The organism is Myxococcales bacterium, assembly GCA_016706225.1.
Lineage (GTDB): Bacteria > Myxococcota_A > Polyangia > Polyangiales > Polyangiaceae > JADJKB01.
The window spans coordinates 193,767-207,233 of the sequence record JADJKB010000012.1 but is presented as its reverse complement, the minus strand read 5'-3'; the positions used below and the strand labels follow the sequence as shown (position 1 = coordinate 207,233).

Below are 13,467 nucleotides of genomic sequence, written 5' to 3'. Positions count from 1 at the left end.
AGATGGCAGCGGCGGTCTTTCACTACAGTGATGTCTCTCGCGACCCCACGGCGGCGGCACGCTCTGGAGTGAGTGACCGAACCCGTGCCGACCTCGAAGCGCTTGGGTTCACCAAGCTCGGGTACGCGGCGGCGGAGCACGCTGGTGGAATGATCATCAGTGAGGTGTGGCGCTGCGAAACCGGGCACGTGCTCGCCGGTGTCGCCTGCAGTCGCGGTCAGGAGCTCACCGAAATGAAGACCCTGTTCGACGACGGCCGCATCGTCAGCACCAGCCAGATGTTCCCAGGTTTGTTCGGTGTGCTCGTCGCGCACGGCGTCGCCACTCCGGCGTCCGCGGGCTATCATTTGCACCAGTGCGACAAGAGCCAGCTCGGCGAGCTCTTTGCCGAGCACCGCGCGCACGTCGCCGAGGAGCTTGCGGGTGAGGCAGCGCCGGTCCCAGCCGACATGCAGACCTATTTCGCGCTGCGGCTCCGGTACCGCGAGATCGCGGATGCGTCGCTGGAGATCAGGGAGCGCGTGGCAAAACGGGCGTTTCGTGTGGGGGTGGCCATCGCGATGCTGTGTGTGCTCGCGTCGATCAGCACGCACGAGCGCGGACTCGGCCTCGTCTGGCCGGTCCTCAGCGGGGTCGTGGCGGTCCTGATCTTGCCAGCCTCTCATGCGTTCGGGTTGCTCGTCATCGGGCCGACCGTCGCTCGTCGACGCAAGGTCGCCCGCGTCGGCGTGGAAGAAATGTTGGAGCGCGCAAAATCGATCGGGTTCGCCGACCTGCCCCCGCAAGCGCTGCCGGTGTTTCTGCCCGACGCACCCCGGCTCGACGCGGAGACCGAGCGCAACCTGGAGCAGCGCGACACCTGGGTGTTCGCCGCCAATGCTGCCGCGCCGACCTTTGCCATGGCGGTCTTGGGTCTCGCGCTGGGTTTTTCGGGATTGGCGGTAGCGCTCGGGCTCGACATGGCGTCGAACGGCTTCCTTGCCATGCGGCATCGGACCGCGCGCTTGAGCCTGTTGCGCTCGTGGTTGGTCCCAGAGCTGGTGGCGAGCGAGCCGGTGTCGGTTGGGGCCGCGTGTGTGATGGTCTCGCCGACCGTGGCCCGGTTCCAGCTTCTGCTCGGCTCCGGCTTCGCGATGTTTGCGCTCTACAACCTGGCTCAACACAAGAACGCGCCGCTGCCTGCGCTGTTCGCGCCCATCGCTCTGGGTATCGGTGTCGCCGTCGGCGCGCTGGCGATGCGCACCGCGCGACAGCGACACGCAGCTCGCCGCGAGGCGTTGGCGAATTCTCGGAGCACTGGCTGAGTCGCAGCGTGTTTGGTAGGCGGGATGCCATACCCTCCGACCGCCGAAGCATCGGCCTAGCAGTTGTCTGGAACCACGGTGATGGAGCCCGCGGCTCCCATCACGACCCAGCTCCAGGCGGACGCCTCACTCCGGAACGTGACGTTCTTTGCGCCTGCTGGCGCCTTTGCGAGCACCGCCTTCAGCGAACAGCGGGGAGCGCTGGTGACCGACTGCTTGCAATCGTAGGAGGCGTCGTCGATTGGCGCGGCGAACGTGCCGTACATCGACGCGCTGACGGACACCAGGCACCTCTTGCCGGTCTTCGACGCTGCCGGTGACCGGAAGATGTACGCGACCGACTGCTGCGGCGACTTGAGCTCGAATTCACCGCTGGGCAGGAGACCGACGACAGTGAGCGTCGCCAACTCGGCGTCGGGCAGGTGTTTGCGGGCCGCCTGGCGAGCGCTCTCGAGGTGGGATGGCAGGTCGAACCGGTTCGGGTCTGCCGGGGCCTTTGGGCCCGACTTCGTGCCGCCGCTCGGCTGCTCGAACGTCACGTTGACCGTGTCTCGCCCCATCACCAGGAAAAAGACCCCGGCTCCGATGACCGCCAGGAGCGCGATCAGCGCGCCGATCATGCCGATGATGAACCCCACCGGTGAGGAGCGAGGAGCAGGTGGCGCCTGCACGAAGCCGTGAGCCATTCCGGACACACTGGCGGTGCCCGACACGGTCCCAGCAGGTTGGGTTGGCAATAGCCGCATCGGGGTCGGCAGACCAATCCGCGGGGGCGGTGGAGCGCTGACCCCCGCGTCCGGCAGCAGTGACAGGACGGCGGCGAGCGCGTGCGCCATTTCCGTCGCCGAGTGGCAGCGGCGTTCGCGGTCCTTCTCCATCGCTTGCAAGATCAGCATCTCGAGCGCCGGGGGAAGATCCGGTCGCAACATCAGCGGGCGCGGCGGCGCGGATTCGATGTGCTGACGCAAGAGCTCGAACAGCGACTCCGCTTCGAAGGGCCGCCGACCGGTGGCGCCCTCGAACAAGATCACTCCCAGGGAGTATAGATCCGAGCGTGCGTCCACGCCTTGCCCACGGGCCTGTTCGGGCGACATGTACTGCGGCGTGCCGAGCAGCGCGCCGGTGCGCGTCGCGTCGCTCTGTCCACCGAGCTCGGGCTTCAGCTTCGCGATGCCGAAATCGAGGACCTTCACCCGACCCAGCGCGGTGATGAAGATGTTGTCCGGCTTGAGATCGCGGTGGGTGATGCCGTGACCGTGGGCGGCCTCGAGCGCAGACAGCACCTCGAGCGCGAGCCGCACCAGAAACCCTAGAGGGAAGGGCCGCGTGGACTCGAAATGGGCGGCGAGCGGCGCTCCCTCCAGATACTCCATCACGATGTAGGGGCGGCCGTTCGGGAGTACCGCGAGATCGAGCACGTTGACGATGTTCTCGTGCCGGATCAGGTTCACGGCCTTGGCTTCCGAGAAAAAGCGGTCGACCAGGCCGCTGCTCGAGCTGCCGGTCGGAGACAGCACCTTGATGGCGACGCGACTGCCGATGGACGGCTGCACGCCCAGGTAAACTTCGCCCATGCCGCCGCGCCCGATCAGGCGTGCGACGCGATAGCTGCCGACGAGCTGTCCGAGCATGGGGTCCCCGTCTGACGCGGCGAGGCTCGCCCCGTCTTCGGTGCAGAAGCCCGGCGCTCGAGCCGGAAGGCCGCAGCTGGGACACACGAACATGACAACTCGAGGCTCGCAGGCGAACACGACCCTGTAAAGGCAGAGCGCTGACAGAGCCAGGCTGTCGTGGCAGGCTGAGAGGTCGACTGTGGCGTTACGTCCGTCTGCGGCCTGCGGCACGACGCACCGCATCGACACCTGGACGCTGAGGAGCCGCGGCGGTGATTTTCGGCTGCGAGGAAAGGGCGTCAAGAAGCCCAATCCCGCGCCCTGACCCAATTTTTCCGGCGCGACTGGCCGAGTCGAGCGGGGCGTCTTATGTTCCGCGCCAAGCACCATGAGTCAGACGTATTCCTCCGCAGTCGCTCAGGGTCGTGCCGGACTGAACCCGGTCGACGCTCGCGCGAAATTCATCGTCCGCACCTACAACCACCTGTTCGGCGCCATCATCTTGTTCGCGGCGATCGAGGTCGGCCTGTTCATGTCGGGGCTCGCTTACCCCATTGCGGCGGCGCTGCTCGGGCGCAGCTGGCTGCTCGTGCTGGGCGGCTTCGTGGTGGTCAGCTGGGGGGCAAGCCACGTCGCGCATCGTTCGCTGAGCAAGCCGGCTCAATATGCGGCGCTGCTGGGGATGGTCGTGGCTCAAGCCATCATCTTCGTGCCGCTCCTGGCCATCGCGGACAAGGTCGCCCCCGGCGCCATTCAGAGCGCATCACTCGTCACCATGCTCGGTTTCGCGGGTCTCACGGCCATCGCCTTCGTGACTCGCAAGGACTTCTCGTTCCTGCGCGGCCTGTTGTTCTGGGGCGGCATCATTGCCCTCGTGGCAATCGTCGCCGGCGTCGTGTTCAGCTTTCAGCTGGGCACGTTCTTCAGCGTGCTGATGGTCGGGTTTGCGGGCGCCGCGATCCTCTACGACACCTCCAACGTCATCCGTCACTTCCCGGAAGATCGCTACGTGGCGGCGGCCCTGGAGCTGTTCGCGTCCGTCGCGATGATGCTCTGGTACGTGCTGCGCATCTTCATCTCGTCGCGGGATTGAGGCAGCGCCGCTGCCGGCGTCAGGGCGGCGGTTGGGCGGCTCCGCGCCCCGGCCGAGAGGTGAATCCGGTCGGACGACAGCCCGTCGAAGCTCTGGCATAGTCCGCCCGCCGATTCGAGGAGGAGTCCCATGCGTACGCTCGAAATGTCTTTCTTCGTGCTGCTGACCGCCGTTTCGTCACAAGCCTGCTCCATCACTTGTATCGAGGACGCCAGCGGCACCCGTTGCACGGCCAAGAGCCTGGTGCGGTACGACGGACCGCCGAGTGCGCCCCAGGCCTTCGACCGGGCGCCGGGTTCGCCGCTCATCATCGACGTGCTCTACGGCAACGTCGCCGTGCAGCGCAGCATGAGCGGCAAGCTCGAGGTGCAATTCTTCCCGTTTGCCTACGCGGGGCACGACGAAAAGGCCATCGCCGACCAGCAACTGGCCCAGAACATCCGCACCTCGGCCACCGCCACCGCCGTTACCGTAGGACGTGAGGGTGGCAGCAACGGTCTCGGCGCAAACGTCGTCGTGCGCGTGCCAGACACCTTCGACGGCCCCCTCACCGTCGTCAACAAGGGCGGCGGGCCGCTCAACAACTTCGACATCAAGGTCGACGCGGTCGGCCGAGCCACCGCACTCAGCGTGACGAATCAGTCGACGCTCGGGGCGTGTTGGATCCAGGGCGCGCCGACCGTGCGCAGCACCACGGTGCAGTGTGGCGCGGGGATCAGTGTGTTCGACGTCAGCGACGAGGTGAACCTCACCAACATCGACCAGAGCCATGACGGGCCGAACCCGGCCATCACGTTGCGCATGGCGGCGGTGAACGCGGGCTCACGCGGCGGAAGAGTCTCGACGGTCTCCGGAAGCATTGCTGTGACCTTCCCCAAGGCGGGGGGCTACGTGCTCCGAGCCAAGTCGCCCGTGAAGGGGCTGGTCCAAGAGGGGGCGTTGCCGCCGACGTGCCAGAAACAAGAGGCGGCGCCGGGTGACAAGACCGTGACCTGCGGCGCGGGTCCGGCCTACGAGTTGCTCGCGGGCAGTGGCCCCAACACGCTGGGTCAAGCGGCGGACAACAACGTCGTGCTCGCCTTCCAGTAAGCGCTCGGGCCGTGGACTCGAACGGCCAACTTGGCCGTCTGGGTCGGCTTCTGGTACCCGCCGAAGCAATGTCCGAGGGACGCGAGGCGGAAGATCTTGCGGCGCTGTTCGAGCGCACCAGCGACCTGGTATCGCTTTTGTCGGGTCAGCTGGCGGTGCTCCGGACCCAAGCCCAGGCCTTTCTCGGCATCGGCGGCATCTGCATCAGCGTGACCGGGTTCGCGGGACACAACATGGTGAACGCAGGCCCGCTCTCCGCGGGGGCGATGATCGCGGGCATCACGCTGATCCTGGTGGCTATCGTGATCACCCTGCGGAGCTTCTCCAGCATCCGCTGGGTCACCCAGGAGCTGGGGGACGGTAACGTCGAGCTCGCGCGTCGAGTGCTGTCCCACCGCAACGCGCTGCAACGACGGTTGTATCGGGCGGTGGCGCTGATCGCGGTCGGGCTGGGGTGCTACGTGATGGCCGTGGTCCTGGCGTCCATGACCCGCGGCGGTTGGACTCCGCCCTGAGCTCGGCGGGTCGAACCGCGAGGCTCAGCGTTTGCCCCAGACTTCGATCTCGGAAAATACGAGCGCGCCAGCGCCGGGGTGCCGTAGCCGGACGTAGCGCGCGCGTCGTTTGCCCAGGCCCGCCACCCAGCGCCCCTTGCTGATCGGCTCGGCGCGCACGGCGACCTCGGCGAACTTCGCGTCGTCGTCGCTGATTTCGACGATCAGCGGGACGGCGCTCTTGTCGGGTGCATACACGGCGACCCGTTCGATGGCGACCGTGTTCAACAGGTCCACGCGCACCCACGGCTGCTCCTGACGGTCGGTGGTTACGGCCTTGGTGCGTTCGCCATCCGTGATCGCTTCCGACGGAGCGCTCCCGCGCTGAAGGCTGCTGATTGCGACGGGTTTGTACGCGGCCTCGTTGGACGGCCACACGAACGCCCACAGCACGAACCAGACTGCTCCCGCCAGGCCGCCCACCAGGGTGACGACGCGCAGCGCGCGGGCGCCGCGCAGTGCCCGCGGCGTTCGGGGCTCGGCGTGCTCGAGCAACCAATCGACGACCAGCGACGCGTCGGCGCGCGCGCGCCGTGCCTCGGAGCTGGTGAGTGAGTCGAGCTGGATTGGATCGCGGGGCTCGAACATTTCCCTGACGCGGGACAAACTGGTGGGCGGCTCGGGCAGCGCGAGCTGAGCCAGGCGAGCCCAGGGTTCGGGTGGCGCCATGAGTTCCTCGGGTAGTTCGCCCCTCGCCGCGAGGAGCGCGGCGATCGCAAGCTCCGCGGCCTCGCGCGCGAGACGCAGGGCGGCGATGTCGTGTTCTTCGGCGCGGAGTGCCCGCGCCGCCGAAGCTCGCCTCACGGCGGCGTGTCCGAGGGCACGCGCTCTGGCTGCGTGCATTTCGGGCAGAGCCTGCGCGCGCTCGATTGCCGCGCGCAGCAGCAGACGTTCAACCAGACCGCGTGCCAGCCCCGTCATGGGTCACTCTCGGGTATCCAAGCCCGCGTCGCCCGCGCTCGGCGCGCCCGCGTCGCCCGCTGCGCCGCCGAGCGGCGGCGGTGCCGGCTTCGGTGGAGGCGGAGTCGCCCCCGGAGGTGCTGGCACGGGCACGGGCACGGGTGCGTAGGGTACGTACCCGGGAGGTGGCAAGCGCATCGGGGGCAGCATGATGGCGCGACGCTTCTCCAGGTTGTCGTTGTAGATGTTGATGGCGTCGTACTGATACGGGGCGCCCGAGGCCAGGAGCGCGACCCCCGTGATGAGGCCGGCGACACCACACAAGAGGCCACCCACGGCGAGCGCGTCTTTCTCCCGATGCGGCTCGCGGTCGTCGATGGTCGAGAAGCCAGCGTACATGCCGGTCAGCAGACACGCCGTGCCCACGATGTAGACGACAAACCCGCTGGTCGTCCGCGACTGATACTTCTCCGCCGCCTCCTTGGCCTCGGGATCGTCCTCGACGGCCTCGACCAGACCGCCGCCCATGAACCCGTGTTTGAACTTCTGCCCATCGCGCACGTAGGTGACCGATGCCTCATCGAGCATCACGGACAGGCGCGGGCCCAGCTGCGGTTGATACTGAGAGCTGCAGCCCGCGATCGAGATCGCGAGCAGCCCCGCCAGTAGCTCACGAGCGATGCATGTTTGCGACGATGCGTGCGCCATCTAGATCGAACCTGAAGCGAAGCGGCCGGAGGCCGCGTTTGGCCATCGTCTCGTAGACTCGTCGTTTGTCGGCGGGACGCGCGTAGAACATGAAGAACCCACCGCCGCCCGCGCCCATCAGCTTGCCGCCGATGGCCCCGGCCTCACGCGCAGCCTCGTAGTGCTCGTCGATCCGGCTGTCGGTCATCTTGCTGGCGAGCTTGCGTTTGTTGGTCCAGTGCTCGTGCAGCAGCTCGCCGTACCGATCGGTGTCCCCCGCGACCAGGAGGTCGTACACCTCGTGGCCGAGGGCCTTGATGCGGTGCATGCCGTCGAGCGTGGCTTGATCGCTCTTTTGCACGCGCGCCCCCTGTTCTTCCAGCACCGAGCTGGCCGCCCGTTCGATGCCCGACCACATGATCACCAGGTTGTTCGCGAGCTCGTCCAGGACCTCGTCCTTCACCGGTACGGGCTCGACGTGGACCGTGCCGTCCTTGTCCAGCGTGAGGGCCGTCACGTTGCCGAACGCCGCGATGTACTGGTCCTGCTTGCCGATGGGCTCGCCGAGGCGATGCATCTCGATCTCACAGGCTTCTTCGGCCAGCTGTCGTGACGACACGAACTCGCGCTTGTACGCGTGAAGTGCGTTCAAGAGCGCCACGGTGAAGCTCGAAGAAGAACCGAGACCGCTGTTGGCGGGCACATCGGCGACGCTCGTGAGCTCCATCGCTCGCCCGAGGCCCGTCATGCGCAGGGCCTCGCGGAAGATCCGATGCTGGATCGCCTCGACGTTCGGCACGATCTCGGTCTGGGAGTAGGCCAGGCGAATGTCGTCGTAAAAGCGCCGGCTCGCCGTGATGTACACGTACGAGTCGATGGCCGCGCTGACCACGAAACCGCCGAATCGCTCGTAGTAGCTCGGCAGGTCCGTGCCTCCACCGCCGAGCGAGAATCGAACGGGTGCGCGGGATACGATCACGGGGTCCTGAGTCTCTCGGTCAGCTCGGCGAGGCCGGATTCGGAGCCGATTTCGTAGAACCTTTCATGGGCGACCCAGGCGCGCAAGCGGCCGGTTCGACAAAGCGTGGCCTGCACTTGGTCGAGGCCGGCCGGCTCGTCCGCTGGTAGCTCGGCGATGACCTCGCGGCGCAGAGCGATGGCTCCGTAGTCGATGAACGTGACGTCCGCGGAGGTCGCCCGTTTGTCGTAGCTCACGACCAGCTGCCCTTCGACGCGGGTGTTGCTCGCGTCCCAGCGGCCTCTGTTCTCGAACACACTCATCGTGCCGAGGGCCTCGGGGTGCTGGTCGAGGTCGCGCAGCGGCGCGGCGTAGTCGAAGGGCAAGTAGCTATCACCGTAGGTGACCAGGAAGCTGGGCTCGAGCAGAGCAAGCGCGCGCCGAATGGCCCCAGCCGTGCCACACAACGTCGGCCCGTCCTCGGAGTATTCGACGTCGAGCCCGAACGCTGCCCCGTCCGAGACGTACTCGCGGATCTGTTCGCCCAGGTGCGCGATACAGAGCAACACCCGGGTGAAGCCCGTTCGGGCGAGGGCCTCGAGCTGCCAGGCAACGAAAGGGCGACCGGCGACCTCGAGCATCGATTTCGGGATGGTCAGCGTTCGCGGTCGCATCCGCGTCGCCAACCCGCCCGCCAGGATCACGGCCTGCACGCGCTCGGCATTATCACGACCGCCGCCCGAGCGCAGGCTCGGCGGACGGAGGCGCGATTTCAGCTGCGGTCGCCGCGCGTCCGCCCGGCGCGCGATCGCGCGCGATCGCCGTGGGTTCGCGCTTCTGATCTTTACAGCGAGCGCGCGGCGGGCATTCATGGCTCCACCCGAGCGACGATGTCCCCCCGAGTCCACGAAGCCGAGGCGGTTCCCTGCGGGCGTTGCGGCGCGCCGCTCGTGCTCGACGTCACCTCACCCTGGGTCTGGTGTCGGGTGTGTCACGCCTGGCAGGCGGTGCCGGAGGAGGTGCGGCGCGCCGCGTGGGAGCGCTGGAACGCCCTGGAAAGGGCCCGAGCTGCTCAGGACCACGAACGCACTCTCGCCGCGCAGCGCGAGCGCATGCTCGAGACCGAGCGCACCAAGAGTCGAGTGCTGAGCGCCGTGGTGGCGGGCGGGATCCTGGTCTTCGTGCTCCCGACCCTCGGGACCGTTGCGCTCTACGCGGTGGCCACCGTGCTGGTCGCCTTCGACGAGCTCGAGCTGTGGGCGGCGGTGCCACTGGTAGCGCTCCTGGTTGCCGCGGCGCTGGGGTTCTTTCTGGCTGGCCTCGGCGCTTGTTTCTTTCTGTATCGACGCGCGACGCGCCACCGACGCTGGAGTCGTATCGGCGGCGACGCCGAATGGTACGGGGCTGCGCGCCAATCGGGTTCTGCCGTGCTGGTCGGCTGCGGCGAGTGTGGCGCGCCGCTGGCGTTTCGGCCCGGTGAGCACAGCGTGCAGTGCGGTCACTGTCGCGCCGTTGTGCTCGAGCCCGAGGAGCACGCCGGCAGTGTGATGACCATGGCGCTGTCCGAGGTACAGTTGGCACGACGCGCCCGGGCCCGGCCGGAGCGCGCGCTGCTCCGAGCGCGTATCGCCACCCAGCGGCGCACCATCGCCCTGCGCGCATGGTTCATGGCAGGTTCGATGGCGTTCATCGCCATCCCGGCTCTCGCCTTTGGATACGCGGTACGTGCCATCACTCCCAGCCTGGAGGAGTTGATGCTGGAGCTCGGCAAACGTCTGAGCGGAGAGTTCGGCGCCGGGCTCGACCCGCCCTTCGAGTGGCTCGACCTCTTCTGGATCGGCGACACGCCGCCATCGTTCGACATGTGGAGTACGTTCGCCAGCCGCTGGTCCATCGCGAGCACCTTCCGGGGACGACCGGTGCTGGTCAGTGTGCTCGCGTCGTGGTCGGATCTCCGCGCCAAACGCGCGGCCCTGGTGCTCGCTTGCCCACGTCAGCGCAACGCCGCTCGGGTCATGGCGTCGCAGACGGCCCAGCGCATGCACACGTCGGGCTGGGCGGTGCACGTGGACTACGCCGGGATTGCGCTGGTCTCGGCCGACGTACCGCAGAAGAGCATGACGGTCGAGTCGCTCACGGCCCTCGTGGTCGCCGCCTACGAGCTTGCCGAAGAGGTCGAGAGCCCGGCGCGCTGAGCTCGCGTCGCCCGCTGGTTGCTCGGCCGTGCCGCCCGTGGTTGGGGGAGGCGCGTGGACTGGCGCGACAATTCGTGCGAAACCGCGGCGGGTCATGTCTACGCGATCGCCGCGGCGCCTCGTCACCGTGATCGGTGTCGTCGTCAGCGCGCTGTTCGTGTGGGTGGCGGTGCGGCACCTCGACGTGTCGACGATCCGCGCGACGTGGCGGAGCGCACGACCTCTGCCCTGGGTACCACTGGCCGTGCTCGCGTACGTGGCGGGTCACTTCGTGCGCGGCGCACGCCTGCGTTACCTCGTGCGGCGCGAGGCCAGCATGCGGCTGACGACCGCGAGCAACGTCGTGGTCGTGGGTTACGCCAGCAACAACGTGTTACCCGCGCGCCTCGGAGAGCTGGTTCGCGCGGGCATGCTGGCCGAGCGCACCGGGATCCCGCTGGCCCAGGCCCTGACGGTCACGTTCATCGAGCGACTCGTCGACGGCGTGGCCATCTTGCTGCTGCTGGTCCTCAGCACCTGGTTGACCCACACCGCCGGCTGGATCCGCGAGCTCGCGCGGGTGGGTGCCGCCGTGTTTGGGCTGGCCTTGCTCGGGCTGTGTGTGGCGGTGATCTTTCCGCGTGCGCTCGGGGCTCTTGCCTCGCGTGTGTCGCAGCCCCTCGGTCCCAAGTGGCACGACCGTGCCCTCTCACTGACGACGAGCGTGGTCAACGGTGCGGCCAGTCTCCGGCGCCCGCAAGACGCGCTGGTGATCGGCGCCCTCTCGGTCGTGGTGTGGTTGTTCGAGGCCGCGATGTTCGTGTGTGTGCTGCCTGCGCTCGGCCTACCACTCCACTTCGGCTCCGGCGTCATCGCGATGGGCGTCACGAACTTGGGGATCTTGGTGCCATCGACGCCGGGCTTCATCGGCCCATTTCATTTCTTCTGCGCGCAGGCGCTTCAGGCGCAGGGCTTCGGGCCCGAGGTCGCGCTCTCGTACGCGGTGCTGGTGCACCTGGCATTTTTTGCCCCCGTCACGCTGTGGGGCGCCGGTGCCATGCTCTGGTACGGCGTCGAGGTCGGCGCGACCGCGGCCATGGCACGTGCCGCGCGCCACTCTCCGGGCATCCGACTGATCTCGGGCGTGCCCATGCGTGTGATCAGCCGCGTCGAGAAGATGCCTGCCGCGCCCGGACCGAGTGAGTTCGACCTGGCCCTCGCCGAGGCCGTCTTGCTGCCGGACTCGTTGCCCGACCGGGAGGTGCTGACGGATGTTGCCGCGTTCCTCAGCGGGCAGATCGAGGCCCTGCCGGCGCGCATCCGCACGCTCTACCACGTTGGCATGAGTGTGTTCCGCGCCTGGGTGCGCCTGCGCTACATGCGGAGCTTCTGCGCCCTGGCAGCCGCGCGCCGGCGTGAGGCGGTGCAGGCCTGGGCGTTCGGGCGCATCCCGCCGCTCCGGCAGCTGTTTCGCGCGCCGCAGAGCACGGTGTTGCTCGCTTTCTACGAACACCCGCGGGTGATCGAGGCAATGTCGCCGCGCGAACACCGACACTTGCCGGTGGCCGAGCCCGAGCAGCAGGTGGACATCACCAAGACGGAGGGCAGCGGTGCCTGATCGCGAGCGCGTCGAGGTCATCGTGATCGGCTCGGGAGCGGGTGGCGCGGTCACCGCCCTCGAGCTCGCGCTCGTGGGTCGCAATGTCGTCGTGCTCGAGGAAGGGCGTCGTCACGCCGACGCCGATTACGGCAAGAGCTCACCCGAAGCCATGCGGTTGCTCTATCGGCGGCGTGGCATGACGCCGATTCTCGGCAAGACGCCGCTCGGGTACGTCGAGGGTGCGTGTCTCGGCGGCAGCACCGAGATCAACAGCGGATTCTGGCACCGCACACCGCGTGAGACGCTGCTGCGCTGGAAGGCGCAGTTCGATCTCGCCGACAGCGGTCCCGACGAGCTGGCGCCGCACTTCGCCTGGGCCGAGGAGATCACGCGGGTGCAGCCCTACGGCAGACCGTTGCCCATGAGCACGCAGGTGTTCGCGCGCGGCATCGAGGCCATGGGGTGGGCAGCGCAAGAGGTGCCCCGGGCTGCGGCCGGCTGTCAGAGCACCAACGCCTGCGCAGCCGGCTGTCCGACTGGCGCCAAACAGGGGATGAGCCGCGCGCTCTGGCCTCGCGCGGAACAGATGGGAGCCCGGGTGGTCACCGGGTGCCGGGTGGAGCAGCTGCTCTTCGCCGGCGATCGCTGCACCGGTGTGCTCGCCGAAGTGGAGGTCGAGCCCGGTGTCAGGTCGCTGGTGCGCATCGATGCCGAGCACGTCATCGTGTGTGCCGGACCGACCGAGACCCCGGCGTTGCTGAGGCGAAGCGGCGTGAAATTCCACGTCGGTGAGACACTCCGGGTCCACCCCATGTTGAAGCTGGTCGCGCGGTTTCCGGAGGTCATCGACGCTCAGGCCAGCGTCTTGCCGCTGTTGCAGGTCAAGGAGTTCTGGCCGGACGTCTCCCTCGGCGGCGCGTTCTTCACGGTCGGGCACCTGGCGATGCTGCTCAGTGACAACTGGCTCGAGACGTCGGGACAGGTGGCCAGGTATCGCAACATGGCGAGCTTCTACGTGGCAGTGCGCGGGGCGGGCCGCGGACGGGTGCGCCCGAGCATGCTCGGCGATGGCGCCACGCTGATGCAGTACGAGCTCGCTCCCGCCGACATCCGCAGCCTCTCGCAGGGACTTGCGCGGCTGGCGTCACTGCTCTTGGCGGCGGGCGCAGAGGAGGTGTTCCCGGCCGTGCGAGGCATTGGTTCGATCCGCAGCGAAGACGCGGCGATCCGCTGGCTGGACGAGTTGCTGCCCAGCGCGTCGCTGAGTTTGACGACGGTGCATGCGTTCTCGTCATGCCCCATCGGGGAGCGGTCGGACCGCTGTGCTGCTGACTCGTTCGGAAAAGTGCGGCGGTTCACCAACCTCTACGTCAACGACGCCAGCATGTTGCCGGACTCTCCCGGGGTGAACCCACAGGGCAGTGTGATGGCGTTCGCCCGGCGCAACGTCCGCCGCTTCATCGACGGTCTGACCTGAGTGCGCGCTCCACGTGAG

General features: G+C 67.9%; 12 protein-coding genes. 7 read left to right on the top strand and 5 right to left on the bottom strand.

The annotated features are described in order from the left end of the window. The first annotated feature begins 2 nt into the window (after window positions 1-2). Window positions 3-1,304, top strand: a complete 1,302-nt coding sequence (locus IPI67_20665) for a hypothetical protein (protein ID MBK7582598.1) — start codon at window positions 3-5, stop codon at window positions 1,302-1,304. Between the two features lie 56 nt (window positions 1,305-1,360). Here the strand turns inward: IPI67_20665 and IPI67_20660 are convergent, their stop codons facing one another. Then, window positions 1,361-3,028, bottom strand: a complete 1,668-nt coding sequence (locus tag IPI67_20660) for a serine/threonine protein kinase (protein ID MBK7582597.1) — start codon at window positions 3,026-3,028, stop codon at window positions 1,361-1,363. Between the two features lie 277 nt (window positions 3,029-3,305). Here IPI67_20660 and IPI67_20655 point away from each other — a divergent pair, with 277 nt between their 5' ends. From IPI67_20655 to IPI67_20645, 3 genes are all read left to right on the top strand, one after another. Then, a complete protein-coding gene (locus tag IPI67_20655; GenBank protein MBK7582596.1) occupies window positions 3,306-4,010 on the top strand; it encodes a US12 family protein in 705 nt (234 codons plus the stop codon). A gap of 129 nt (window positions 4,011-4,139) precedes the next feature. Continuing rightward, window positions 4,140-5,099 (top strand): hypothetical protein, encoded by a 960-nt coding sequence (locus IPI67_20650; GenBank protein ID MBK7582595.1) that lies wholly within the window; start codon window positions 4,140-4,142, stop codon window positions 5,097-5,099. A gap of 68 nt (window positions 5,100-5,167) precedes the next feature. Then, a complete protein-coding gene (locus tag IPI67_20645) occupies window positions 5,168-5,614 on the top strand; it encodes a hypothetical protein (GenBank protein ID MBK7582594.1) in 447 nt (148 codons plus the stop codon). A gap of 24 nt (window positions 5,615-5,638) precedes the next feature. Here IPI67_20645 and IPI67_20640 read toward each other — a convergent pair whose 3' ends face one another. From IPI67_20640 to IPI67_20625, 4 genes are read right to left on the bottom strand one after another with little or no spacing between them, the layout of a single operon-like run. Then, window positions 5,639-6,574 carry a discoidin domain-containing protein gene (locus IPI67_20640; protein MBK7582593.1) on the bottom strand — a complete coding sequence of 312 codons (936 nt, stop codon included), beginning with the start codon at window positions 6,572-6,574 and terminating at the stop codon, window positions 5,639-5,641. A 3-nt stretch (window positions 6,575-6,577) separates the two neighbouring features. Continuing rightward, window positions 6,578-7,261: a hypothetical protein gene (locus IPI67_20635; GenBank protein ID MBK7582592.1), complete on the bottom strand. Its 684-nt coding sequence runs from the start codon at window positions 7,259-7,261 to the stop codon at window positions 6,578-6,580. Next, a complete protein-coding gene (locus tag IPI67_20630) occupies window positions 7,224-8,219 on the bottom strand; it encodes a sugar kinase (protein ID MBK7582591.1) in 996 nt (331 codons plus the stop codon). The genes IPI67_20635 and IPI67_20630 overlap by 38 nt, the downstream gene beginning before the upstream one ends. After that, a complete protein-coding gene (locus IPI67_20625) occupies window positions 8,216-9,070 on the bottom strand; it encodes an NTP transferase domain-containing protein (protein MBK7582590.1) in 855 nt (284 codons plus the stop codon). The genes IPI67_20630 and IPI67_20625 overlap by 4 nt, the downstream gene beginning before the upstream one ends. Before the next feature lie 18 nt (window positions 9,071-9,088). Between IPI67_20625 and IPI67_20620 the strand changes: the two genes are divergently transcribed. The 3 genes from IPI67_20620 (at window position 9,089) to IPI67_20610 (ending at window position 13,449) form a co-directional block, all read left to right on the top strand. Further along, on the top strand, window positions 9,089-10,393 hold the full coding sequence (locus IPI67_20620) for a hypothetical protein (GenBank protein MBK7582589.1): 1,305 nt from the start codon (window positions 9,089-9,091) through the stop codon (window positions 10,391-10,393). 94 nt (window positions 10,394-10,487) lie between these two features. Next, on the top strand, window positions 10,488-11,990 hold the full coding sequence (locus IPI67_20615; protein MBK7582588.1) for a flippase-like domain-containing protein: 1,503 nt from the start codon (window positions 10,488-10,490) through the stop codon (window positions 11,988-11,990). Then, a complete protein-coding gene (locus tag IPI67_20610) occupies window positions 11,983-13,449 on the top strand; it encodes a GMC family oxidoreductase (GenBank protein ID MBK7582587.1) in 1,467 nt (488 codons plus the stop codon). Before IPI67_20615 ends, IPI67_20610 begins: the two co-directional genes overlap by 8 nt. Window positions 13,450-13,467: the final 18 nt, after the last annotated feature.